The sequence below is a fragment of the Pedobacter sp. genome, assembly GCF_965227205.1.
In the GTDB taxonomy this organism is placed as follows: Bacteria; Bacteroidota; Bacteroidia; order Sphingobacteriales; family Sphingobacteriaceae; genus Pedobacter.
The window spans coordinates 2569382-2594169 of record NZ_OZ245727.1 but is presented as its reverse complement, the minus strand read 5'-3'; the positions used below and the strand labels follow the sequence as shown (position 1 = coordinate 2594169).

General features: G+C 35.2%; 23 protein-coding genes. 7 read left to right on the top strand and 16 right to left on the bottom strand.

Features of this window, described 5'->3' with window-relative positions; translation table 11 throughout:
• Positions 1-41: 41 nt before the first annotated feature.
• Positions 42-1496 (bottom strand): CCA tRNA nucleotidyltransferase, encoded by a 1455-nt coding sequence (locus ACO05K_RS10950; RefSeq protein WP_421944483.1) that lies wholly within the window; start codon positions 1494-1496, stop codon positions 42-44.
• Positions 1497-1586: 90 nt separating this feature from the next.
• Positions 1587-2153, bottom strand: a complete 567-nt coding sequence (locus tag ACO05K_RS10945; RefSeq protein WP_421944482.1) for an L-threonylcarbamoyladenylate synthase — start codon at positions 2151-2153, stop codon at positions 1587-1589.
• A 188-nt stretch (positions 2154-2341) separates the two neighbouring features.
• Between ACO05K_RS10945 and ACO05K_RS10940 the strand changes: the two genes are divergently transcribed.
• Positions 2342-2896, top strand: coding sequence for a DUF4136 domain-containing protein (locus ACO05K_RS10940; RefSeq protein WP_421944481.1), 555 nt, complete (start codon positions 2342-2344; stop codon positions 2894-2896).
• On the opposite strand, the gene ACO05K_RS10935 is transcribed toward ACO05K_RS10940, so the two are convergent.
• Positions 2897-4102: a glycosyltransferase family 4 protein gene (locus ACO05K_RS10935; protein ID WP_421944480.1), complete on the bottom strand. Its 1206-nt coding sequence runs from the start codon at positions 4100-4102 to the stop codon at positions 2897-2899.
• 15 nt (positions 4103-4117) lie between these two features.
• Complete coding sequence (locus ACO05K_RS10930) at positions 4118-4936, bottom strand: 2,3,4,5-tetrahydropyridine-2,6-dicarboxylate N-succinyltransferase (protein ID WP_421946293.1); 819 nt, start codon at positions 4934-4936, stop codon at positions 4118-4120.
• Between the two features lie 183 nt (positions 4937-5119).
• On the opposite strand from ACO05K_RS10930, the gene ACO05K_RS10925 reads away from it, so the two are divergent.
• Entirely contained in the window at positions 5120-5521 is a 402-nt protein-coding gene (locus ACO05K_RS10925; protein WP_421944479.1) for an RNA-binding S4 domain-containing protein, read from the top strand.
• Here the strand turns inward: ACO05K_RS10925 and ACO05K_RS10920 are convergent.
• The gene (locus tag ACO05K_RS10920) at positions 5518-6294 is read right to left on the bottom strand and encodes an EcsC family protein (RefSeq protein WP_421944478.1); all 777 of its coding nucleotides are present in this window, start codon (positions 6292-6294) and stop codon (positions 5518-5520) included. The two genes, ACO05K_RS10925 and ACO05K_RS10920, sit on opposite strands and share 4 nt — an antisense overlap.
• 111 nt (positions 6295-6405) lie before the next feature.
• Here ACO05K_RS10920 and ACO05K_RS10915 point away from each other — a divergent pair, with 111 nt between their 5' ends.
• Positions 6406-8328: a redoxin domain-containing protein gene (locus ACO05K_RS10915; RefSeq protein ID WP_421944477.1), complete on the top strand. Its 1923-nt coding sequence runs from the start codon at positions 6406-6408 to the stop codon at positions 8326-8328.
• 123 nt (positions 8329-8451) lie between these two features.
• Here ACO05K_RS10915 and ACO05K_RS10910 read toward each other — a convergent pair whose 3' ends face one another.
• Both ACO05K_RS10910 and ACO05K_RS10905 read right to left on the bottom strand, forming a co-directional pair.
• Complete coding sequence (locus tag ACO05K_RS10910) at positions 8452-8934, bottom strand: nucleoside deaminase (RefSeq protein ID WP_421944476.1); 483 nt, start codon at positions 8932-8934, stop codon at positions 8452-8454.
• A 69-nt stretch (positions 8935-9003) separates the two neighbouring features.
• On the bottom strand, positions 9004-9603 hold the full coding sequence (locus ACO05K_RS10905; RefSeq protein ID WP_421944475.1) for an OmpH family outer membrane protein: 600 nt from the start codon (positions 9601-9603) through the stop codon (positions 9004-9006).
• A gap of 547 nt (positions 9604-10150) precedes the next feature.
• Here ACO05K_RS10905 and gyrB point away from each other — a divergent pair.
• Positions 10151-12109: a DNA topoisomerase (ATP-hydrolyzing) subunit B gene (gyrB, locus tag ACO05K_RS10900; RefSeq protein ID WP_421944474.1), complete on the top strand. Its 1959-nt coding sequence runs from the start codon at positions 10151-10153 to the stop codon at positions 12107-12109.
• Between the two features lie 198 nt (positions 12110-12307).
• Here gyrB and ACO05K_RS10895 read toward each other — a convergent pair whose 3' ends face one another.
• The 9 genes from ACO05K_RS10895 to mdh form a co-directional block, all read right to left on the bottom strand.
• Entirely contained in the window at positions 12308-13234 is a 927-nt protein-coding gene (locus ACO05K_RS10895) for a bestrophin family protein (RefSeq protein WP_421944473.1), read from the bottom strand.
• A 27-nt stretch (positions 13235-13261) separates the two neighbouring features.
• Positions 13262-13759, bottom strand: coding sequence for a hypothetical protein (locus ACO05K_RS10890; protein ID WP_421944472.1), 498 nt, complete (start codon positions 13757-13759; stop codon positions 13262-13264).
• A gap of 167 nt (positions 13760-13926) precedes the next feature.
• Positions 13927-15279: an ATP-binding protein gene (locus ACO05K_RS10885; protein ID WP_421944471.1), complete on the bottom strand. Its 1353-nt coding sequence runs from the start codon at positions 15277-15279 to the stop codon at positions 13927-13929.
• A complete protein-coding gene (locus tag ACO05K_RS10880; RefSeq protein ID WP_421944470.1) occupies positions 15279-15956 on the bottom strand; it encodes a response regulator transcription factor in 678 nt (225 codons plus the stop codon). The genes ACO05K_RS10885 and ACO05K_RS10880 overlap by 1 nt, the downstream gene beginning before the upstream one ends.
• A gap of 154 nt (positions 15957-16110) precedes the next feature.
• The gene (locus ACO05K_RS10875) at positions 16111-16650 is read right to left on the bottom strand and encodes an SRPBCC family protein (protein WP_421944469.1); all 540 of its coding nucleotides are present in this window, start codon (positions 16648-16650) and stop codon (positions 16111-16113) included.
• Positions 16651-16706: 56 nt separating this feature from the next.
• On the bottom strand, positions 16707-17102 hold the full coding sequence (locus ACO05K_RS10870) for a group III truncated hemoglobin (protein WP_421944468.1): 396 nt from the start codon (positions 17100-17102) through the stop codon (positions 16707-16709).
• Positions 17086-17526 (bottom strand): hypothetical protein, encoded by a 441-nt coding sequence (locus tag ACO05K_RS10865; RefSeq protein ID WP_421944467.1) that lies wholly within the window; start codon positions 17524-17526, stop codon positions 17086-17088. The genes ACO05K_RS10870 and ACO05K_RS10865 overlap by 17 nt, the downstream gene beginning before the upstream one ends.
• Before the next feature lie 57 nt (positions 17527-17583).
• On the bottom strand, positions 17584-18009 hold the full coding sequence (locus ACO05K_RS10860; protein WP_421944466.1) for an aspartyl protease family protein: 426 nt from the start codon (positions 18007-18009) through the stop codon (positions 17584-17586).
• A gap of 71 nt (positions 18010-18080) precedes the next feature.
• On the bottom strand, positions 18081-19019 hold the full coding sequence (gene mdh / locus ACO05K_RS10855) for a malate dehydrogenase (RefSeq protein WP_421944465.1): 939 nt from the start codon (positions 19017-19019) through the stop codon (positions 18081-18083).
• A gap of 160 nt (positions 19020-19179) precedes the next feature.
• Between mdh and ACO05K_RS10850 the strand changes: the two genes are divergently transcribed.
• The 3 genes from ACO05K_RS10850 (at position 19180) to trxA (ending at position 24776) form a co-directional block, all read left to right on the top strand.
• Positions 19180-19632, top strand: coding sequence for a lipocalin family protein (locus ACO05K_RS10850; protein ID WP_421944464.1), 453 nt, complete (start codon positions 19180-19182; stop codon positions 19630-19632).
• A 224-nt stretch (positions 19633-19856) separates the two neighbouring features.
• Positions 19857-24290 (top strand): DNA polymerase III subunit alpha, encoded by a 4434-nt coding sequence (gene dnaE / locus ACO05K_RS10845; RefSeq protein ID WP_421944463.1) that lies wholly within the window; start codon positions 19857-19859, stop codon positions 24288-24290.
• A gap of 165 nt (positions 24291-24455) precedes the next feature.
• The gene (gene trxA, locus ACO05K_RS10840) at positions 24456-24776 is read left to right on the top strand and encodes a thioredoxin (protein WP_109923776.1); all 321 of its coding nucleotides are present in this window, start codon (positions 24456-24458) and stop codon (positions 24774-24776) included.
• Positions 24777-24788 lie beyond the last annotated feature (12 nt).

The window sequence follows — 24788 nt, the reverse complement described above, 5'->3', positions numbered from 1 at the left end:
GCAACAAAAAGGTTGTTTGTGCTATTGTTTAGGCGATTAAATTATTTATTAACAGGATTTAATCCCATTTGTTTTGCCAAATTTATCATAAAATTGTAGGCTTCATTATAATCATTTGCAATTTCTCCCTCAAGAATTGCTTCCCGTATCGCATTTTTAATTATTCCAACTTCTTTACCTGCGTCTAAAGCAAAAGTTTCCATAATATCGTTGCCAGTAACAGGTGGTTGCCAATTTCTAATTTGGTCGCGTTCTTCAACATCTTTAAGCTTTTGCTTAACCAGTTCAAAATTGTTTCGGTATTTGGTTTTTTTATACTCGTTTTTAGTAGTTACATCGGCATTGCAAAGTAGCATTAAGCTTTCTATTTCTTCTCCAGCATCAAAAAGTAACCTTCTTACTGCAGAATCTGTAACGGTATCTTGAGCTAAGACTATCGGGCGAAGGTGTAACTGAACCAGCTTTTGAACAAATTTCATCTTCTCGTTAAGCGGTAACTTTAACTGACTGAAAATTTTAGGCACCATACGTGCGCCTTTATCTTCATGTCCGTGGAAAGTCCATCCATGTCCTTCTTCAAATCTTTTTGTTGCAGGTTTTGCAATGTCGTGTAATATTGCCGCCCAACGTAACCACAAATCGTCTGTAGTTTCGCAGATGTTATCTAAAACTTCTAATGTATGGTAAAAATTGTCTTTATGGCCTTTTCCTTTTACGATTTCTACACCGTAAAGCTGAGCCATTTGAGGGAAAATCAAATGAAGCAACCCTGTATCGAACAAAAGTTTAAAACCTATAGAAGGTTTTGCTGATAAAATGATTTTATTCATTTCATCGGTAATGCGTTCTTTTGAAACAATGCTGATTCGGTTTTTTTGTGATTTTATAGCTTCTATTGCTCTAGCATCAATAGTGAAATTAAGCTGTGAAGCAAAGCGGATTGCCCTCATCATCCTTAATGGATCATCAGAAAATGTAATTTCAGGATCAAGTGGGGTGCGAATAATTTTGTGCTCCATATCCTGAATGCCTTGAAATGGATCGAGTAACTCTCCAAAATTTTCGGTATTTAGGTTTATTGCCAATGCATTTATAGTAAAATCTCGACGAAGCTGATCGTCTTTTAAAGTTCCATCTTCAACAATCGGTTTTCTGGAATCAGCACGATAAGATTCTTTTCTGGCGCCAACAAATTCAATTTCTAAGTCGTTGTGCTTAATATTAGCGGTGCCGAAGCTTTTAAATACTGCTACTTTAGTATTTAATTTTCTGCCAACAGCTTCAGCATATTCAATACCGCTACCAACAACAACTACATCAATATCTTTTGATGGGCGATTTAGAAATAAATCGCGAACAAAACCGCCTATTACATAAGCTTCGGTATTGTTTATATCGGCAATTGATGATAAAGTTTTAAATATTGGATTTGAAAGGTATACCCCTAAATCCCCTAAATGGGACTTTTTACTATCATTATTTAAATCTGACTGCATAAAGAGGTACTTTTTGTGTCGCGAAATTAATAAAAACTATTGATGCTTCTTTGAACTTATGCTGAATAATGCCCCTTTAGGGGTTGGGGTTTACTTACGAATAAATTCGAATTGCCCGCCTGCAGATAGTTTCATTATAGTTGATGGCTTTTTAACCGTACGATTTTCCTGTTCAAAATCCACAACATAATCTACTGAATCAATAATTTGGCTATTAATATCATCAAAATACTTTGGAGAAGGATTGCCACTGAAATTTGCTGATGTAGAAACTATTGGCTTTCTAAATCTTTGAATTAACGGTGTACAGAAATCGTGTTTTGCAACTCTAATTCCAACACTACCATCTGCATTAATTACATTTGGAGCCAGATTTTTTGCGCCAGAAAAAACTATGGTTAAAGGGTTTTCAGCATATTCTATCAAATCGTAAGCAACGTCAGCAACCTCATTTACATAGCTTTGAATTTTGTTCTCTGTATCTAAAAGAATAATCAGACTTTTTTCTGCCGGTCTGTTTTTAATAGCCAAAAGCTTATCTACAGCTTTAGGGTTTGTAGCATCGCAACCAAGTCCCCAAATTGTATCGGTTGGATATAGAATTACTCCGCCCACTTTTAAAACTTCTAAAGCTTTATTGATTTCATCTTTAAGCATAGGCAAAGATAATATGTTAAATTTTTGATTCGCATACTATTTTAACATTTTAGCCAAAACAAAGGGATTTTCTGAACGTTCTACAATAACAATAATAATGTAAAAATTAGGCGATTAAGCAATCTATTTTACTTATTTATTCGTATTTTTAATTAGGTTATAAAGTTAGAAACACACAAATAAAACATATGAGAACTATTCAAAAATTATTTATGCTATTCGCGATTGTAATAGCATTTAGCAGTTGCTCTTCCCTACGTACTGCATCCGATTACGATAAAACTGCAAATTTTGGGAATTACAAAACTTACAACTTTTACGATAGAGGACTTACCAGATTAAAAATGAATAATCTGGATAAGAGAAGAATGATGGCAGCTATTGATGCAGATTTAACTGCAAAAGGTTTTACAAAATCGGCTAAACCAGATCTTTTAGTGAATTTAGTTGTAGTTGCAAGAGAACGTACCGAAGTTTACAATTATAGCCCAGGTTTTTATGGTCCAGGTTGGGGCTGGGGATGGGGTTGGGGCGGCTGGGGAGGCGGTGGCATGACTAACGTTAACCAGTTTATGGAAGGTACGGTAATCATCGACTTTCTAGACCCAAAATCAAAAACTTTAGTATGGCATGGTCGCGGAAGCGGATTTAACCTTGATAACTTAAAAAATAGAGAAGAGCGTTTGAATAAAGGAATTAGTGAAATTTTAATGCAATATCCGCCAGCTGTGGCATCGAAATAATTATTTCAAAATATTAAAGTAGCAATTCATTAATTGCTGCGTTACAAGAGGGCTGTTGAATTTCTGAACGAATTCCAGCCCTTTTGCTTTCATTGTATTTTTTAAAGCTGGTTCATTCAAAACCCTATTAATATTTTCTGATAATTTTTTAGCATCATTTGGGTTGATGTATAAACTATCTGGCCCGCCAGCTTCCTCTAAACATGAGCCTGTTGCTGCTATAACAGGAACTCCAGAATATAATGCTTCGATAATTGGAATGCCAAATCCTTCATAAAATGATGGATAGACAAATATTTCTGCCAGTTGATAAATTCCTGGTAAATCATAAAATGGGATATTCTTTAGGAAGATTATTCTATCTCCCAAACCTAATCTATCCATCTCATTTTTAACCGTTTCGAAATATGGAGTTGGTTTCCCAATAACAACCAATTTGTAGTCGCTATCCACATCTTTTAAAGCCTGAACAATTAATTTTAAGTTCTTCCTTTTTTCAATCGTACCAACATTTAGAATGTATTTATCAGGAAGATTGTAGGTTTTCTTAATATTTGATAAGGATTCTGCTGGCACTAATGATTTGAAAGAATCATCGCAGCTTTGATAAATTACCTCAATCTTATCTGGGTTTATTTTGTAGAACTCTACAATATCACTTTTAGTTTTCTCGCTAATTGCAATAATTTTATCAGCATGATTACAAGCCGACTTGCTTTTCCATTCGTAAAGCTTTCTATCAATAAATTTGTAATATTCGGGAAAGCGGAGGAAAATTAAATCATGTATGGTAACTATTGATTTAATTTCAGTTTTAGATATTCTTAATGGGATTTCATGGCTTAAACCATGAAAAATCTGAATTTTATCTTTCTTTAAATCTTTTAAAATATTAAAACTTCGCCACAAAAATTTCCCATTCTGAGGAAGCTTAAGCTTAATATTTTTGTTTTCGAAAAAGGATTGAATTTGTTTAGCCTGTTTAATCTTAGGCGAGTAAACGTAATATTCGTTTTCAGGAAATTGTAAAGCTAAACTTTCGATTAAAGAGCGACTGTAATTGCCTAAACCAGTTAAATTATTTGCCGCACGTTTGCCATCGAAACCGATTTTAAGCTTAAAGCTTAAAGCCGAAAGACCAAAGCTTGATTGCTCAAGTTCCGGACTTTCGGCTTTTTGTATTTTATTTTCGCTTTCAGCTTTCAACGTTTTGCTTTCGGCTTAAACTGCTACATTATTTTCTCTCAATGCATCATTAAGAGAGGTTTTTTTATCTGTACTTTCTTTACGTTTGCCAATAATTAATGCACATGGAACCTGAAAATCTCCGGCAGGGAATTTTTTAGTATAACTACCAGGAATTACTACTGAACGAGCAGGAACTATACCTTTATATTCAACAGGTGTTGGACCAGTTACGTCAATGATTTTAGTTGATGCTGTTAAAACTACATTTGCACCAAGAACTGCTTCTCTTTCTACCTTAACACCTTCAACAATAATTACTCTTGATCCTAAAAATGCATCATCTTCAATAATTACCGGAGCAGCCTGAACGGGTTCTAAAACACCACCAATACCAACACCACCACTTAAATGAACACGTTTACCAATTTGAGCACATGAGCCTACAGTTGCCCAGGTATCAACCATTGTACCTTCATCAACATAAGCGCCAATGTTTACGTACGACGGCATCATGATTACACCTTTAGCTAAGAATGAACCATAACGAGCACTTGCCATTGGTACAACACGTACACCTGTCGATTTGTAATCGGTTTTTAAATCCATTTTATCATGATAAACAAATGGACCGCTCTTAATTTCTTTCATCTCGCGAATCGGGAAATATAAAATAACAGCTTTTTTTACCCATTCATTAATGCCCCAAGAGTTTAAAACTGGTTCAGCAACACGGATTTCTCCCTTATCAAGACCCATAATTACGGCTTCAATAGCTTCGCAATAATTACTGTATTTTAAAAGGGTTCTATCTTCCCAAGCGGCTTCAATTAATTTCTTTAAATCTGAATACATGATGTTTTTAAATTTTACGCAAAATAAATGAAATTTATCCAAAACTGGCGATTTACTTACATAATTATTGTTGCATTTGTTATATTGATATATTGTTGTGCGCTTCATTTGGCGTATTCTAGAGCAATATTTCTTCACTAGAACAATGCAACAATTCATCAATTTACCGTATTTTTGTACTTTATGGCAGAAGCAGAAAAACTTAGAATCGATAAATATTTGTGGGCAATCAGGCTTTTCAAAACCAGAAGTTTGGCAACTGATGCCTGTAAAGCAGGACGAGTAAAACTTAATGGTCAGAACATCAAGCCATCAGCGATAGTTAAAATAGGTGATGTTTATCAGGTATCTAAAGGAATTGAGAAAAAAGTTATTGAAGTAGTTGAGTTCTCTTACAATCGTACGGATTCTCCAACAGCATTAACAAAATATAAAGATTTAACTCCTGTAGAGGAAACACACGCCTTTAAATCTGCGTTTCATGCACCTAATTTAAAAAGAGACAGAGGAACGGGCAGACCAACTAAAAAAGACAGACGTGAAACAGATGATTTGATAAGCGGACTTTTTGATGATGAAGATTAATTAGTTTGGTTAGTAATTCTGGAGTGTGGGATAGAACCTTGTTCTAAAATTGCAGTTTGAATATTAAAATACCTCATTCTATAACTCATCATCGCAGTTTTTCCTAATCTATCTATTAGCTTATAATTTGCAACTGCACCAACAGCAGCGCCTACAAAAGGTAACATTTGCGCAAGTTTAGCTAAATCTATATAATCGCGATATTGCTGCTGAAACGTTAACCAATCAAGCTCATCTATATTTGTAGGTAATTTATGAGCTGAATTATCCCAATCCTGCATTTTCATAAATACATTTTTACTTTCTTCTTTACTTGAGAACGCCAGCTGAAAAATATGAAGGATAAATAACCGTTCGCGGTAATCTTTAACGTCGTAACCATAAGTTGCTGCAATATCGAAAAGCATTTTCATTTTAATACTCAGTAATAATGGGAAATCTGCAAGGCTCATTAAAAATCCACCTGCTCCGGTAATTCCGCCTTCGGCTGCTCCCGTTTTTTTATAATTATCAATTTTTTGCTTTATTAAGGCTTCTCTATGGAACAAAGTCAGATCAGTTAATGGTTTTGAGGTTGTAAAGGTTGAACCGAAAAGCACCGCTTTAACCATTTGTTTAATCGCAGTTGTTATAGCATTGTGAACTTTATCAGGAATATAGCTGTTGATTTTCTTCTGAACTTTATCTGTTACTTTATTAAATAGCGATGGTTTCTGTAAAGTTTTAAACTTCCAAAATTCCAGTTCACTAGTAATTTTTTGTTCGTAGGTCATGTTCAAAATGTTTACAATAATTATACCTTAAAATTTTTCGAAAATTAATTTGCAATCTAGATTTATAAACTATATATTTAGTTAATCTATTTCAAACCTAACCTTTTAAATATGAAACCATTAAAATTACTTCTCCTTCTGTGTTTTGTAGCGAAATTAGCGGGAGCTCAATCGGTAAAATTTTCAACTGAAAATCCGGTAGCAGGTACGACAGTTAAATTTACCTATGACCCAAAAGGTACGAACCTGCAAAATTTAACAGATATTAAATGTACTGCATTTAGTTTCTTTTCAACTTCGAACCCTAAAAGTGCAAAGGTAGATTTGGTGAAAGAAGGTGATATCTATAAAGGGGAAATTGTAACCGCCGATAGTGTAACATTGGCTGCTTTAGCTTTTTCTGTTGATGGCCAAAAAGATGAATCGCCGAGTGGTTATATTTTAAAGTTTACTAAAGATGGAAAAATACCGGCAGAAGCTTACATCAATGAAGCTTTTTTGTATGGTTTAGCAGGTAAATTTTATTTGGGCCTAACGTTAGATTATGAAAAAAGCGCAGCATCTTATAAACAAGCTTTCGCAATTAAGCCTACGTTAGAAAAAAAACATCTCGTAAATTATCTATCTAATGCTTATAAAGCAAATAAAGAAACCGGTGAGCAATTGGTTGAAGAAAACATCAAAAAGCTTTCAAAAATTAAAGAACCAACAGAAGAAGAGTTGGTAATGAATTTGAACATATACAACATCGTGAAGAAAAAAGCGCAAGCAGATTCTGTTAAGGCTGTTGTTTTGAAGAAATTTCCTAATGGCAATTATGCTTATGGACAAGGTATGAACGCTTTGTATTCAGAAAAAAATGCTGTAGCTCTGGAGCAGAAAGCAAATGAAATGGTTACCAAGTTTAAATTAGATAAAAGCAAAAAAGCTGATGAAGCTAAATTAAATTCTATTTATGCATTAGTGGCAGAAGCATTTGGTAGTGCCAAAAACGATGCAAAATTTGAATTATATGCAAACAAAGTTTATGCAAAAACAACTCGTGCAGGTATATACAATCAATACGCCTGGCCATTGGCAGAGAAAAATGAAAATGTAGCATTTGCTACAAAAATTTCTAAACAATCTCTAGAGTTGATAGAATCAGCAAAAGGTGATGAGAAGCCTGCTTTTTATCAAACTAAAGAAGATTATATTAAGGCGTTAGACCAAAGCTGGGGCATGTATGCAGATACTTATGCACTATTGCTTTATCACGACAAGAAATTTAAAGAGGCTTTAGCTACGCAAGAAAAGGCAATTTCGTTTTATAAAGTAATTCCTCCTGATGTGAGCACACGTTACGTAACCTACTTAATTAAAAATGGCCAGAACGAAAAAGCATTTACCGAAGCCGAAAAGTTAATTAAAGAAGGAAAAGGTTCAGATTCGTTAAAGAACGATTTCAAAGCTTTATACGCAACACTTAAAAAAGAGGGGACATACGAAACATTTATGGCTGGGTTGGAAAAAGAAGCAAATGCAAAAGCCAAAGCCGAATGGACTAAAAAAATGATTAACATACCTGCACCAACATTTTCATTGGCAAATTTAAAAGGCGAAAAAGTTAGTCTTACCGATTTAAAAGGTAAAATTGTTATACTCGATTATTGGGCAACATGGTGTGGTCCATGTGTTGCATCTTTTCCTGGTATGCAAAAAGCTATGGCGAAATATGCCAGCAATCCTAACGTAGTATTTCTATATGTAAATACATGGCAAACAGAAGAAAACAGAGAAAAAGTTGTAACCGATTTTGTTGCCGAAAAGAAATTAAACTTTAATATTTTATACGATACCAAAAATGTTAAAGATCCATCAAAATTTGATATCGTAAGCGCTTATAAAGTAGAAGGTATTCCAACCAAATTTATTATCGATGGCGATGGAAATATACGCTTTAAAGCAGTAGGCTTTTCAGGTTCTGACGATGGTGTGGTAAAAGAAATAGATTCGATGATTGGTTTACTTACCAATAAAGAAGCAAGTAAGTAAACAAATAGGTTAAATTATAATATTTTAAACGCTTGTCACGTTGAGCTTGTCGAAACGCCTTAAATTCTATGGTTTAAGTCCTTCGACAAGCTCAGGATGACAGGTTGCAAAAGCCTCTTTTTATTAATACTCAATTCGCATTGGCGATTTTTCCCAAAGCTTAAAAGCTTCTAATGCTTCATCACGCATTAATTGTACAACAGGCAAACTTCTATTACCCATTTCTTTTTCCAGCTCTTCGTAAATAAATTTATCGCTAAAGCCAATATTTTCTGCATCAACCTTGGTGTTTGCATAATAAATTGTATCAATTTTTGCCCAGTAAATTGCACCTAAACACATTGGGCAAGGCTCGCAACTGGTATAAATTACACAACCGCTTAAGTCAAATGTATTTAGCTTTGTACAAGCCAACCTAATTGCCGAAACTTCTGCATGTGCAGTTGGGTCGTTTGTAGAAGTTACTTTATTGCCTGAGCCGGCAACAATTTCACCATCTTTAACTACAACCGCACCAAACGGACCGCCAATATTTTCGGTAACATTTTTAGCAGAAAGTGTAATTGCTAAGCGCATAAACTCAGCATGTTTTTCTAAATTCTCCATCGTTAATTTTTAAGCAAAAAAAATGCCCCGATTAATTCGGGGCATTTAATATTGTAAATAACTTTATAATTATTTTTTAGAATAATCTGCATTTAAGCCTTTAATAACTTCAGAAGTTACGTCTAAAGTTTCATCTGCAAATAAAATAGCGCTGTTACCTTTAGAGTAAGTTAAAACCATTTTATAGCCTTTTTCTTTAGCGTAAATTTTTAAGTAAGCAGCAACTTTATCATAAAGTTTTTCGTTTTCTACAGCTTGCTCATTTTGCAAAGCACCACCAGCATTTTGTTGGTAAGTTTGTAATTCTTGTTGTTTACGTGCTAAACGCTCCTCAGTAGCTTTACGTTGGTCGGCAGATAAAGTTTGAGCCGATTGTTGGTATTGCGTAACTTCTCTTTGGAAAGCCTGACCTTTAGCTTGCATATCTGCTTGTGCATTTTTGCTTTTACCTTCAAATTTTACTTTAAGGTCTTTAAAATAATCGTATTTTGTTAATAAAGAATCAGAGTTAACATATACAATTTTCTCACTCGGAGATACTGCAGCAGTAGTGCTATCTGTTTTTTTAGTTTCAGTTGTTTTAGCGTCTTTGTTTTGACATGCAGAAAAAGCAGTAATTAATGCTGCTGTAGCAAATAAACCAAAGGTTTTAAAGGTTCTTCTTTCCATTATTGTTTAATAAATTTTAGCAAACTTATATAAATTAGTTTTTATATGCAATTTAAGAGTTACGCACTCGCAAATAAAACGTTAAGTAGTTCAAATTATTTGAAAAGCAGTAACAGTTTTTCATTTTAAAGCCTCATCCCGCTAACCACTACAATCTTTTTGTTGAACTTCTGACCTGCTTTTTTTGTCGTCATTGCGAGGAGGAACGACGTGGCAATCTTTTTTGTTAAGGCAAACAAAAAGTATTTCCGCTGATATCGGGTTTAGCTGGCAAATTTGTGCAAAAATTGGCGGTTGCGAGGTGCAGAACCGGCAAAAGAACCACAGTTTTTGAAGATTAAACCCGATTGAAATGGAAAGCCCCCGATTTTCTCGGGGCTTGTAATAAAAAGCGGGACGAACATTAATCTGATTTACAGGTTTTGCTTTTCAAAATCTTTATTTAAACCTTGCAGAAGGCGTTTTTTTAACGTTTTAAAACTTATCCACATATTAGTTAAAGTGCTGAAATTTCCGTATTTTTGAGGATTATAGTTTTAAATAAAATATGAGCGAAGAACAAGATTTAAAGTCAAATTATTCGGCAGATAATATACAGGTTTTAGAAGGTTTAGAAGCGGTGCGTAAGCGCCCTTCGATGTATATAGGTGATACGGGTGTAAAAGGTTTGCACCACTTGGTTTACGAGGTTGTAGATAACTCTATTGATGAGGCTTTGGCCGGTCATGCGGATACAATCGACGTGAGAATTTTAGAAGGAAATTCAATCAGGGTAGAAGATAACGGTCGTGGTATTCCAACCGGTATCAATACAAAAGAAAATAAATCGGCATTAGAAATTGTAATGACGGTTTTACACGCAGGTGGTAAATTTGATAAAGATACTTATAAGGTTTCTGGAGGTTTACACGGTGTGGGTGTAAGTTGCGTTAACGCATTATCTACCGATTTAAAGGCAGAAGTACACCGTGAAGGTAAAATCTGGATGCAGGAGTACAAAATTGGTGTTCCGCAGTACGATGTTAAAGAAGTTGGAACAACTGATAAAAGAGGTACAATTGTAACTTTTAGTCCTGATGCTACAATTTTTACGCAAACTACAGAATATAAATACGATACTTTAGCTGGTCGTTTACGCGAACTCGCTTTCTTAAATAAAGGGATTACTTTAACGTTAACTGATGAGCGTGAGACTTTAGAAGATGGAACATTCTTCTCAGAAGTTTTCCATTCGGATGGTGGTTTAAAAGAATTTGTTGCCTTTTTAGATGGTACCAGAGCATCGTTTTTACCAGAACCAATTTATATTGATGGTATTAAAAATGGTGTTCCTGTTGAGTTGGCTTTCCAATACAACGATAGTTATTCGGAAAATGTTCACTCGTACGTAAACAACATTAATACCCACGAAGGAGGAACACACATTGCTGGTTTCCGTAGAGGTTTAACGCGTACTTTAAAAAGTTATGCAGATAAATCGGGTTTGCTGAAAAACCTTAAAATGGAAATTACTGGTGATGACTTTAGAGAAGGTCTAACCGCGGTTGTTTCTGTTAAAGTACAAGAACCACAATTTGAAGGTCAAACTAAAACTAAGCTAGGTAATAGTGAGGTTATGGGTGCGGTTGATGTAGCTGTTGGTGAAGCATTAGGCGCTTATTTGGAAGAAAATCCGAAAGAGGCTAAAATGATTGTCAACAAAGTTATTTTGGCTGCGACTGCCCGTGCTGCGGCTCGTAAGGCTCGCGAAATGGTTCAGCGTAAAAGTGTAATGGGTGGTTCTGGTTTGCCAGGTAAACTTGCCGATTGCTCTGATAGTGACCCAGAAAAATGTGAGATTTACTTAGTTGAGGGAGATTCAGCGGGTGGAACTGCTAAACAAGGTCGTGATAGAAATATTCAGGCTATTTTACCTTTAAAGGGTAAGATTTTGAATGTTGAAAAAGCGATGGAGCACAAAATTTACGAGAACGATGAGATAAAAAATATGTTTACAGCAATTGGTGTAAGCATTGGTACACCGGAAGATGATAAGGCTTTGAACATGACGAAACTTCGTTATCACAAAATCGTGATCATGACGGATGCTGATATCGACGGTTCGCACATTACAACCTTGATTTTAACGTTCTTTTATCGTTACATGAGAGCTTTAATCGAAGCTGGTTACGTTTACATTGCTTCACCACCGCTTTATCAGGTTAAAAAAGGTAAAGAATTTGAATATTGCTGGAATGATGTACAACGCGACGCTGCTGTACAACGTTTAAAAGGTGCTGGTAAAGAAGATAGCGTACATATTCAACGTTATAAAGGTTTAGGTGAAATGAACGCAGAGCAATTATGGGATACAACATTGAACCCTGCTACACGTACCTTATTGCAGGCTACAATTGAAAGTGCTGCGGAATGCGACCATACTTTCTCTATGTTAATGGGTGATGAAGTTGCTCCACGTAGAGAGTTTATTGAGCGTAATGCAAAATATGCTAAAATTGATGCTTAACCCCTAAATCCCCTGAAGGGGACTTTAAAAAATAAAAACCCTCTTCGAGTTAAAACTTGAAGAGGGTTTTGTGTTTAGAATCGATAATTATAAAGTCAATTATCAAACTTTGCTTAAACTTTCTTCTATCCAGAACCAAAGTTATCGGCTTAACTAACCATCCCAAATTATGAGATGTAACTAAAAACTATCTTCTTATTATAAGATATAGTACGAGCCTACAGGGGCAAGTTCGGTTTGAGGTTTATCCTCGTAAATTTTATTATCATCCAACATTTGCAATAAATCTCTTTCAATTGTTCTGCAAATTGTTGTTGTAGGTGTATCGGTTGGTTTATTCTCGAATGGATCTTGCAAGTGCACAGCCATTTTCTCTACTAAAAGGAAGAAGGCAGCAATAGCAACAACTAACGGAACTTCCATGTATCCAAAGTATTCTATTAAACCGAAAGGAAGTAATACAATAAATAAATGGATAGACATGCTAATGTACTTGCTATAAGTTACCGGGAAAACCGTGTTTTTAATCCTTTCAGAACCGCCCATGTGATTACACAAAGCCGTTATACTTTTATCAATCTCTATTTGCTGATATTTATTGATCCAACCTTCTTGTAAGGCTTTTTTTAAATCCATACCATGCAATTCTAGCAGCGTAACGGTAACGTTTTTACGTTTCTTAATAAAATCCATTTCTTCCGGAGATAAATACTGCTCAAGTCCTTTACGTGGATTAAATCCTCTTAAAGACTGGCTCAGTGCATAACACCAGGCAATTTGTCTTTTGATAAAGCGCTCTTTGAATTTTTCGATATCTTCCTGACCATAAGGATTTTCTACGAAAGATAATATCTGACGAGAAATCGACCTTGAATCGTTAACAATAGCGCCCCAAAGTATTCTTGCTTCCCACCATCTATCGTAAGCCTGGTTAGATCTAAAAGCAAGTAAAAGTGAAATTACAGTACCTAAAAGGGCGGGTACTGCTACAGGAATTGAGATACGTGTAATATGGAAATTTTGGTAAAGTACAACTATACCCACAGAGTAAGTTATAACGAAAAGTAATTCTTTTTTTACCTTTCCAAATATATAGGTGAGCGGAATATTATTACGTAACAGCATGATATACTGGTTTAAATTCGTGAATGATTAGGCAGTTGCCTCTATTAATTCTTTTTCAGGTATTTTCGATTCGATTAAGTTCTCTGGAACCTGAATATTGTTAATGTCTAACTCTAATAAATTACAACCCGAACGTTCTGTTAAAAACTTAGGGTTAATGCTATATTTATTTATCGGACAAAAATTGTAGTCTTTCGGATAAGCAATAAAATCAACATCAAATGCTTCGATGAAATTTTTAAATGCTGCAACTGTACTGCCGTAAAAATATTCTACGCCGGTTGTAGCAACCTGATTTGGAAACTTTTCGCGGTATTGATTTATTGTTTGATAGAATTCATCGCTTACATTTTCGTAATCGCGGCTGCGGCGACTTAGCATTAACATATCTGTAATTGAATCTGATAGCTTAAATGCATGCAGGAAAATTATATTTAGTTTCTCATTCGGCTGATTTTGAATAAGCGCATCGATAATTTTAGTGCTTTCTAAATTGAAGTCTGTTGGTACTAATACTGTTTTCATGGCTTTTCTTTTTAATTGATAATTATTATATTACAATTTTAAGCCAATGGCATTACAGCCAAATAAGAGTGAGATTAAAACCAGATTAGAATTTTGGTAATCTTAAATCTTTTAGGAATTAATTATAAGGATAGGGGGAAAGTGGGAAATGTTCAACTATCAGTTAGCTAAACATTTATCGGAATCATAACCTTTATTTCAGTTCCAACACCTACCTGAGATTTTATACCGATGCTGCCGCGATGTAAGCGAACGATATTTAATGATAAAGGTAAGCCAACACCATATCCTTTAAATTCATTAGTATTTGATGCACGATAAAATGGCTCAAAAATGTGTTGTATATCTGATTGAGGAATGCCAATACCTCTATCTGTAACGGCAACAGAAACAATATTTTGGTTAGTTTCTATAAGAACGGTTACTACATTATTATTTGAATATTTGCAAGCATTGCTCACAATGTTCGAAATGGCGAGCTTAACTAGATTTTTTATTGCTCTTATAACAAGCTGGTTTTCATCTTCAGGTAGTTTGCTTAAATCTACCTCAATTTTATTTTCTGGGTGAACCAAATTCACTGCTTCAATAACTTCCCAAACTACTTCATCAATTCTAACCTGTTCCCAAGGTTGGTTTTTACCGTTAAAACCAGATTGTGCTAAACCAAGCAAACTGGTAAGTATATGTTCTAGTCTGTCTGCCTCATCTTTAATTTTGGTTAAGGCCTTGTGCTGCTTTTCAGCATCTTGCTTGGTATTTATCGCCAGCTCAAGCTCACCACTAATAATGGTTAAAGGTGTGCGCAATTCATGCGAAGCATTACTGATAAAGTTATTTTGAGTTTCAAATGCCGTTTCTAAGCGGTTAAGCATGTTGTTAAAAGTTTCGGCAAGTTGAGTCATTTCATCTTTGCCTTTTTTAACATCAAGGCGCATATGTAAATTCTCAGCTTTCATGTGCTTAACACTTTTTATAATGTTCCGCAATGGCTGAAGCATATAATTGGAAAATTTCCAACCTACAATAAAAGATAGGAGTACGGATAGGAAAAATCCGATAATCAAGATTTTTTGTAAATCTTTCAGTTCTCTAAAACCTACAGGATCATTTGCTGATACAATTACAATGTATCCGCCAGTGCTGTTTTTGAAAAATTTTCCTGCATAAAAATGATTTTCAGTTCTATATCTGGCGGTTAAGCCGGTATTAATTCTTTTGTAAAAACTTTCAGGTAATTCTCTGTCTAATTTCTGTTCAGTTTTTCCGGCTTCAATTATATATTCTTTTTCTGATGGTAGTCTTTCTAAATATTGGTTACGCATTTTAGCGTAAACACTGTTGTTATCGTCTTTATATAATTTTATTTGGGCTGCAATATTAACCCTTGCTTCTAAACGCTTGTAAAAATCTTCAAAAGCAAATTCGTTAGAGAAGTACCAAACAAAACCACTTAGCAGCGAAATAATTACTGCAGATAATATTGCAAAAAGTAAAGTGATTTTTTTGGCGATAGACATTATTGTTCCTTTAAAACATAACCTAAGCCAACAGCGGTACGAATTAATTTAGGTTCGTAATTTTTATCAATTTTTTTCCGAAGATAATTTACATATACATCAACTACGTTTGTGCCCAGGTTAAAATCGATATCCCAAACACTTTCTAAAATATCAATTCGAGATAATATTTTCGATTTATTTTTAGCCATAAATTCTAACAACCTATATTCAGTGGCGGTAAGCGTAATATCTGTGTTGTTTCTTTGAACAGTTTTTGCACTTACATTTATTTTCAAATCTGCAATCTGTATAATTTGGTCGCTTACTGCTGCCCCACTGTATCTTCTTAACAAAGTTCTGATACGGGCAAAGAGTTCTGCAAATTTAAATGGCTTTATCAGGTAATCATCAGCACCATTATCTAAGCCTGTTACAACATTTTCAGTTGTACCTAAAGCTGTAAGCATAATTACTGGTGTGTTCGGTTTTTGCTCTTTAATGATTTTACATAACTCCAATCCGTTAATTCCGGGTAACATGATATCGAGAATAATTAAGCTAAAATCGTTGCTTAGTGCCATTTGCTTGCCGATTAAGCCATCTGGAGCAATACTAACTTCAAAACCTTCTTCAGTTAAACCTCTAGAAATTACTGAAACCACGTTTGGCTCATCTTCAACAATTAACAAATTCATCTTTTCAGCAATTAATTTAAAGTGTAGGGATTTACAAAATCTCTATTGATTTTGGGAACAAATTTTTATCGTAAAATAGACATTATTGTTTATCAATAAAAAAAAATAAAAAAAAAGCCTTTCGGTTTAATGAAAGGCTCTCTGTTTATATTGTTTAATTTCCCTTTTCTGATTTTTCTTTTAGCGATGCCAAACCACTTTCAAAGTCTTTTCCAATCATTTTATCCATACCACCCATAACTAAACACATCCATTTACCAATAAAGTTATTATCTCCACTCATGGTCCATGTAACTTTGTTTGAGGTGCCTTCCGGAGTAATCTCAAACTTTGTATCCGCTAAGCTTTCAAAAGGTTCTATAAATTTTAATTCGATATCAATCAATTTATTGGGCTCAACCTTTGTGATTTTCATTTGTCCGCTGCCGGTTTCTTTACCTACCCAAGCATAAACATGTCCGGGTTGTTGTGGAGTGCCAGAATAAGTAGTTTTTGCTGTTGGTTCCATTTTAGCCCATGGATTCCACTTGTAGAACTCGTTAAAATCTGCAATGTTTTTGTAGATCACACTGTCTGGTGCATTAATACTTGCACTTCTACTTACCGAGTAAGTTTTAGGAAGGAAAAAACCTCCAACCACTAAGATTATTGCCAGTACGACAATAATCCCTAATAAGATTTTTAAAAATTTCATATTTGATTTGTTTGTTTACTAAATTTATAAAGAAACAATCAAATGACACAAATTTTTTAAACGATATTAATTTTTGGTTTTGGTGAGTTTAGTTTGAAATGCATTAAATCGGCAATCGATTGCGCTTTTTGTTTGATGGTTTCGGCATTTTCGCCTTCAAATAATTCATCAACTGTGTTGTAGAAAAGCGTTTTCCAAATATCAAATTCTCCCTGAAATAAATTAACTTTTTGCTGAAGACTAAAATGTGTGAGCATTGGATTTCCTTTGTAAATAGCTTTCCCAAAAAGAATACTTTCCCAAAAATCGTACATTTTAGGTAAATGGTGCGACCAATCTACTTTTGCAATATCAGTAAAAATTGGTCCGATTTTATCGTTTTGCTCAACTTTTTTATAAAAAGCATCAACCAAAAGCATAATGTCATTTCGGGTTTTAATATCTGTTTTCATGGTGTAAATCTTTTAAGTTTAAATAGCCTAATGAAACAAGTGAAAGAAATTTTATAGATTCTAAAACGATGTAGAAAATATGATGATAGCTTTCTTCGGGAGGATTTCCTGCTAAAACCATTACGGCTCGTTTATCCAATATTGGCAGAAGCCAAAATGTATCTACAGCCAATATGATAACAACTATTGCTAAAATAAAACCTCGGGAATTTTTGAGTTTTAAATTAAATGATGCAATTAAAATTATTGCACACAGAATAATTTCAATTTTATTTAAGGCCTGGAAAATCAGCTGACCAATTCCTAAACCAAGTGGAATTGTAATACCGGGAGCTTGAAATTTTAAAGGTGCTTCTAAAAAACTAATGCCACCGATTAAGCCCGCCCAAAATATAACACAGAATGTTGCTAAATGTCTTTTCATCCTGATGCAAATATGAGGCTAAACTCGCTCTTAAAATATGATATTTATCAGTTAAGATTATTTTTTAAGGATAAGAACCAAGTTTTCGTAATCGATTATAGCTTGGTGCTTCATTAAAATATCGCCGCCAATTATGCATTCAATGGGTGGATGCCCAAATTGTTCGTAAGTATCACTAACGGATTGCAAATCAAACGCCACGGTTTCATACGCAGGAATTTTTAATCGACCGATTTTTAACTCAGCAATTGTAGCCTGTATTGTAGTTGTAGTAGTAAAAAGTGTTGCGGCATTTATTTCATCAGAAACTTTAATGGTTTCTGAAAGATGTTTTTCTATTAGAGATTTATCGAAAACAGTTCTCGATGCGCCGGTATCTAAAACAGCAAAATGTTTTTCTTTAAAAACAACAACTTCCACCAAAAGGTGGAAGCCGTCGTCTTGTAAGTTTATAAGTTTTAGTGGAATTGAAATTGTTTTCATATCGTTTAATAATTGAGGCTGTTATAGAGTAGACGTTACACTTTGCTCTACGTTGCTTCAATTTCTTAACATTAAACCAATTTCATTTCAGCAAGTACACTATTCATATTTCTAACTGCATCGGCACTTTTGTTAAATGCAGCTTGTTCATCATCCGTTAATTTAAAATCGATAATTTTTTCCCAGCCATTGCGACCAATAATAACTGGTACGCCTAAGCAAATATCGCTTTGTCCGTATTCTCCTTCCAACGAAACGCAGCAGGTGAAAAGTTTTTTCTCATCGCGTAAAATTGCTTCTACTAATGCAGCTCCGGCAGCACCTGGCGCATACCATGCAGAAGTACCGATTAAACCAGTTAATGTTGCGCCACCAACCATTGTATCAGCCGCAACTTTATCAAGCGTAGCTTTATCTAATAAATTGCTAACCGGTAAACTTTGGTAAGTAGCCAAACGTGTTAAAGGAATCATTGTTGTATCGCCATGACCACCGATTACAAAACCTTGTAAATCGTTCGGATTGCAATCTAAAGCCTGAGATAGATAGAATTTGAAACGAGAACTATCTAAAGTACCGCCCATACCAATAATACGGGTTTTTGGTAAGCCTAAAGATTTCAATGCTAAATAAGTCATTGTATCCATTGGGTTACTGATTACGATTATAATCGCCTCTGGAGAGAATTTTAATATATTTTCGGCAACACCTTTTACAATACCTGCGTTAATTCCAATAAGCTCTTCGCGGGTCATTCCGGGTTTGCGTGGCAAGCCAGAAGTGATTACAACTACATCAGAACCTGCAGTTTTGCTGTAATCGTTTGTTACGCCAGAAATTTTTGTATCGAAGCCTAAAAGGGTAGCCGTTTGCATCATATCGATAGCTTTACCCTCGGCGAAACCTTCTTTAATATCTAATAATACAAGCTCGTTAGCCAGTTCTTTACGTGCAATGTTATCTGCACAAGTTGCGCCTACAGCGCCTGCTCCTACAACCGTTACTTTCATATATCTATATTTTATGGTTTTGCTGTGTAAATTATCAATCGAAGGTATAAATAAATATAAGGTTAAAAAAAGCTTTTCAAAACTTTATAATTTAATGATGGTTTACTTTAAAAGTTAAAAGTTAAAAGTTAAAAGTTAAAAGTTAAAAGTTAAACAGGAGATGGAAAACAAGCCAATTACAAATATCGATTTGAATGCCTTTGCCGGAAAATGGTATTCTTTATATTCTATCCCAACTTTAATGGATAAGAACTGGAAGCAAACAATAGAAACTTATACTTTAAAAGAAGACGACCACTTTGATGTTTTAACAAGTTACCATAAGGGAGGGAATCCTGAAGAAAAATCGATTACTTCTAAACTATTTTTCTATGATGAAAAAGCAGATGGTGACATGAAAGCACAGTTTTTATGGCCTTTCAAAATTGGTTATTGGATTATCGAACTTGCAGATGATTATAGCTATGTTGTAGTTGGACATCCGGATGAAAAATATCTTTTTATAATGGCCCGAGAACCAAAAATGGAAGCTGATTTATTGGTTGATATTATTGAAAGATGCCGTGAAAAAGGTTATGATGTTAGTGAGTTGGTAAGTCAGGAGCATTTTTAAGTGAGTTTATAAACGATTTCGTCATTGCGAGGCCGATTTTTCATCGGCCGTGGCAATCTTATTTCGTAAGTTGATTTTAGGGTTTTGAGCGTTGATTAGTCTTAGCAAATTCATTCATTCAATCCCTATTTTTTGTTGATAAAATCCTGACAACATCAACATTCAAATTCCTTATTTTTGAAGAACCGTTATTATTCTGAACGGCTAATTCTTTAAAGCAGCATATGTACTTAATTTTTGATACTGAAACCACAGGTTTGCCTCGTAATTACAATGCACCAATTACCGATACCGATAACTGGCCACGTTGTATTCAAATTGCATGGCAACTGCACGATGAGATGGGGAGATTGGTTGAACATCAGGATTATCTGGTAAAACCAGAGGGATTTAATATTCCTTACGATGCAGAAAGAATTCATGGTATTTCTACCGATTTAGCAATAGAACAAGGTATTTCTTTCGATGAAATGCTTGCTAAATTTAATGAGGTTTTAAATAAAGCTAAATTTATTGTCGGTCAGAATGTTGGCTTTGACGTTAACATTATGGGCTGTGAGTTTCATCGTTTTGGTGTCGCAAACCGTATGACCGAAATGCCGGTTTTAGATACTTGTACAGAAGTTACAGCGCAACTTTTGCAATTACCGGGCGGTAGAGGTGGTAAATTTAAATTGCCAACCTTAACAGAATTGCACTCTTATTTATTTGGTGTTCCGTTTAACGAAGCGCACAATGCAACTGCCGACGTAGAAGCTACAACCCGTTGCTTTTTGGAGTTGGTAAAACGCGAAGTTTTTAAAAAAGAAGAACTTTTAGTTGATGCAGAATATTTTCCTCGTTTTAGAGAAATAAATCCGGCAACGATTGAAGGTGTTGGTTTAAAACACATCAATTTAAAAGCTGCTTCTGATGAAATTCGCAAACGCACTCAAAAAGCTGAAGGCGGTGGAATTTCTAAACAAGAACTCGAAGGAAATAAACAAGAACTTGCTGCGGCAACTTTTGTTCACTTACACAACCATACACAATTTTCTGTTTTACAAAGTACAATCAGCATTCCTGATTTAGTAAAAGCTGCCGCTGCACAAAAAATGCCTGCCGTTGCAATGACCGATCATGCAAATATGATGGGTGCTTTTCACTTTGTGAACAACGTTTTAAACCATAATAAAGCTGCTGAAGCTAAAAATGCTGCGGCTATAGAAGCTGGCGAACGACCAACTGAAATGGTTATGACACCAATTGTTGGGGTAGAATTTTTTGTTTGTGATAATCATTTGGACAGAACGGCAAAAGATAATGGTTACCAAATGGTTTTGCTGGCGAAGAATAAAAACGGCTACCACAACCTGGCCAAAATGTCTTCCATCGCTTATACAAAAGGTTTTTACTACGTTCCTCGTATTGATAGAAATGTAATTGAGCAATACAAGGAAGATATTATCGTGCTTTCAGGAAATCTATCGGGAGAAATCTCGAACAAGATTTTGAACATGGGCGAAACCCAGGCCGAAGAAGCTTTAATCTGGTGGAAAGAAAAATTTGGTGATGATTTTTATGTGGAAGTCATGCGCCACAATCAGGAAGATGAAAATCGTGTAAACGAATCTTTGGTTTCATTAGCGAAAAAACACGCCGTTAAATTAATTGCAACAAACAATACGTATTACATCAATAAAAAGGATGCAAATGCGCATGATATTTTACTTTGCGTAAAAGATGGTGAGAAACAGGCTACACCAATTGGTCGTGGTCGCGGTTACCGTTATGGTTTGCCAAATCAAGAATATTATTTTAAATCTGCTGATGAAATGAAATCGCTTTTTGCCGATTTACCTGAGGCGATTTTAAACATACAGGAGGTTGTAGATAAGGTTGAAACCTACAAACTTGCCCGAGAAGTTTTACTTCCAAAATTCGATATTCCGGAGGAGTTTTTAGTTGAAGAAGATGAAACTGATGGTGGAAAACGAGGCGAGAATAAATTTTTACGCCATTTAACTTACGAAGGTGCTAAAAAGCGCTATGGCGAATTAACTCCAGAAGTTACAGAACGTTTAGATTTTGAGTTGGCTACAATTGAGAAAACTGGTTATCCTGGTTACTTTTTGATTGTTCAGGATTTTATTGCCGAAGCCAGAAGGAGAGATGTTTCTGTTGGTCCTGGTCGTGGTTCTGCTGCGGGTTCTGTAGTAGCTTACTGTTTATGGATTACCAACATCGATCCAATTAAATACGATCTCCTTTTTGAGCGTTTCTTAAACCCAGATCGTGTATCCATGCCCGATATTGATATCGATTTTGATGATGAAGGTCGTGGACGTGTTATGGAATACGTAATTAATAAATACGGCTCTAGTCAGGTTGCGCAAATTATTACTTACGGTACCATGGCGGCGAAATCGTCCATTCGTGATACCGCAAGGGTTTTAGATTTACCATTATTTGAAGCCGATAAAATTGCAAAGCTGATTCCAAACATGAAGCTGGCTAAAATCTTCAATCTTGATGAAAAAGCCTTAAAAGAAGCATTACGTCCTGATGAATATGAACGTGTTGTTGAGTTAAAAAACATGGGCGGACTTAAAGATTTAAGTGCCGAAACCATTCAGCAAGCGCAGGTTTTAGAGGGCTCTTTAAGAAATACAGGTATTCATGCCTGCGGCGTAATTATTACACCGAGTGATATTACCAATTTCGTTCCGGTTGCTACGGCAAAGGATTCTGATTTATATGTAACCCAGTTCGATAACTCGGTTGTAGAAAGTGCGGGTCTGTTAAAAATGGACTTTTTGGGCTTAAAAACCCTTACACTGATAAAAGACACTGTTAAGCTCGTTAAGAAAAGACACAATATTGATTTAGATCCGGATAATTTTCCAATTGATGATGTGGCAACTTACGAGCTTTTCCAACGCGGAGAAACCATCGGTATTTTCCAGTACGAGAGTCCGGGTATGCAGAAGTACATGAAGGAATTGAAACCTACAGTTTTTGATGATTTAATTGCCATGAACGCACTATATCGCCCCGGACCAATGGAGTATATTCCGAGCTTTGTTAAGCGTAAAAATGGTGAGGAAGAAATAAAATACGATTTAGATGCTTGTGAGGAATATCTAAAAGAAACCTACGGAATTACAGTTTATCAGGAGCAGGTAATGCTTTTATCGCAAAAGTTAGCTGGTTTTACCAAAGGTGAGGCCGACGTTTTGCGTAAGGCGATGGGTAAGAAACAGAAGGATGTTTTGGATAAAATGAAGCCTAAATTTGTAAAGCAAGCTGCAGAAAAAGGTCACGCTGCGGAAACACTTGAAAAAATATGGAAGGATTGGGAGGCGTTTGCATCGTACGCATTTAACAAATCTCACTCAACTTGTTATGCGTGGATTGCTTATCAAACCGCGTTTTTAAAGGCTCATTATCCGGCAGAATATATGGCAGCTGTACTTTCCAATAACATGAGCGATATTAAACAAGTTGCTTTCTTTATGGAAGAATGTCGCCAAATGGGAGTAGTAGTTCTTGGTCCAGATGTTAATGAATCTGATTTGAAATTCTCTGTAAACACAAATGGAGAGGTTCGTTTTGGTATGTCGGCGGTAAAAGGTGTTGGAGAAAAGGCAGTTGAAAGTATCATCGAAGAGCGACTTGAAAAAGGACCTTATAACAGTATTTATGATTTTGCAAAACGTTCAAATACCCGAACTGTAAATAAAAAAGCTTACGAAAGTTTTGTGTACAGCGGTGCTTTTGATGCTTTCGGACACCACAGGGCGCAATATTTTTACATCGGTCCGAACGATAAAATGAATGGCATCGAGAAAATAATAAAGTATGCTAACGATTTTCAGAATAATGAAAGCACTTCGCAGGCATCTTTATTTGGAGGCTCTAAAGCCGATTTGATATTAGAACCATCATTGCCGGTTTCACCAGAATGGGCTTTAATGGACAGGTTAAAATATGAGAAGGATGCAATTGGTATCTTCCTTTCAGGCCATCCTTTAGATAATTACAAGTTAGAGCTAGATAAGTTTTGTACGCATGGTGTGCGCCAGTTAAGCATTATCAATAAAGTACGCATGGGCGATACAAATGAAGATGTTTTAGCTGAATTTGAAAAATTAAAAAACCGTGAACTCTGTGTTGGTGGTTTGGTTGTTACCGCATCTCAGCGAATAACTAAAACTGGTAAGCCATTTGGTACATTTGTTTTCGAAGATTATGACGATGCAAGTGAAATGGCACTTTTTGGAGAAGATTTCTTGAAATTCAAATCTTTTCTAACCGAAGGTTATTTCCTTCAAATTAGAGGTAGGGTAGGCGAACGTTTTGGAAAAGCAGGTGATTGGGAATTTAAGATTACTTCAATTAATTTGATGTCCGAATTGCGTGATAAATTGGCTAAATCAATCACCATTCAGGTGCCTATCGAAAAGGTAAATGACGAATTAATGCGACAGATTGAAGAGATTCTAGCAGACAATAAGGCAAATTCAGAACAGCAAAACTGTCAGCTAAATTTTGCTATCTACGATAGAGAAAAAGAGTTTATGTTGGATTTACCTTCCAAGAATTTAAAGATAAATCCAAATAATAAGTTCTTAGAACAATTGGTAGGATTGAATGTTGTTAATTACAAGTTAAATTAGTTTTTTGGCTGTTTGGTTGACTGGTTTTTTGGTTTGTAATGGTGTCTAAAAAACTAATCAACTAAAAAACCAACCCACTAACAAACCACAATATTGTCAAATTGGCATTACACTATTGGTGGCATTAGAATTGAATATATATATTTGAATATAAAAAAATAGATTATGGCATTAGAAATCACAGATGCAAACTTCGAGGAGCTTGTATTAAAATCAGATAAACCAGTACTTGTAGATTTTTGGGCAGAATGGTGTGGCCCTTGTCGCATGGTTGGTCCGGTAGTAGAAGAAATCGCTAAAGAATATGATGGCAAAGCTATCGTTGGTAAAGTTAACGTAGATAACAACCCTCAAATTTCTATGCAATTTGGTATCCGTAACATCCCGGCTTTATTATACTTTAAAGATGGTCAGGTTGTTGATAAACAAGTTGGTGCGGTTCCAAAATCGGTATTAGCAGAAAAATTAAACAAGCAACTTGCTTAATTAAATAAAGCA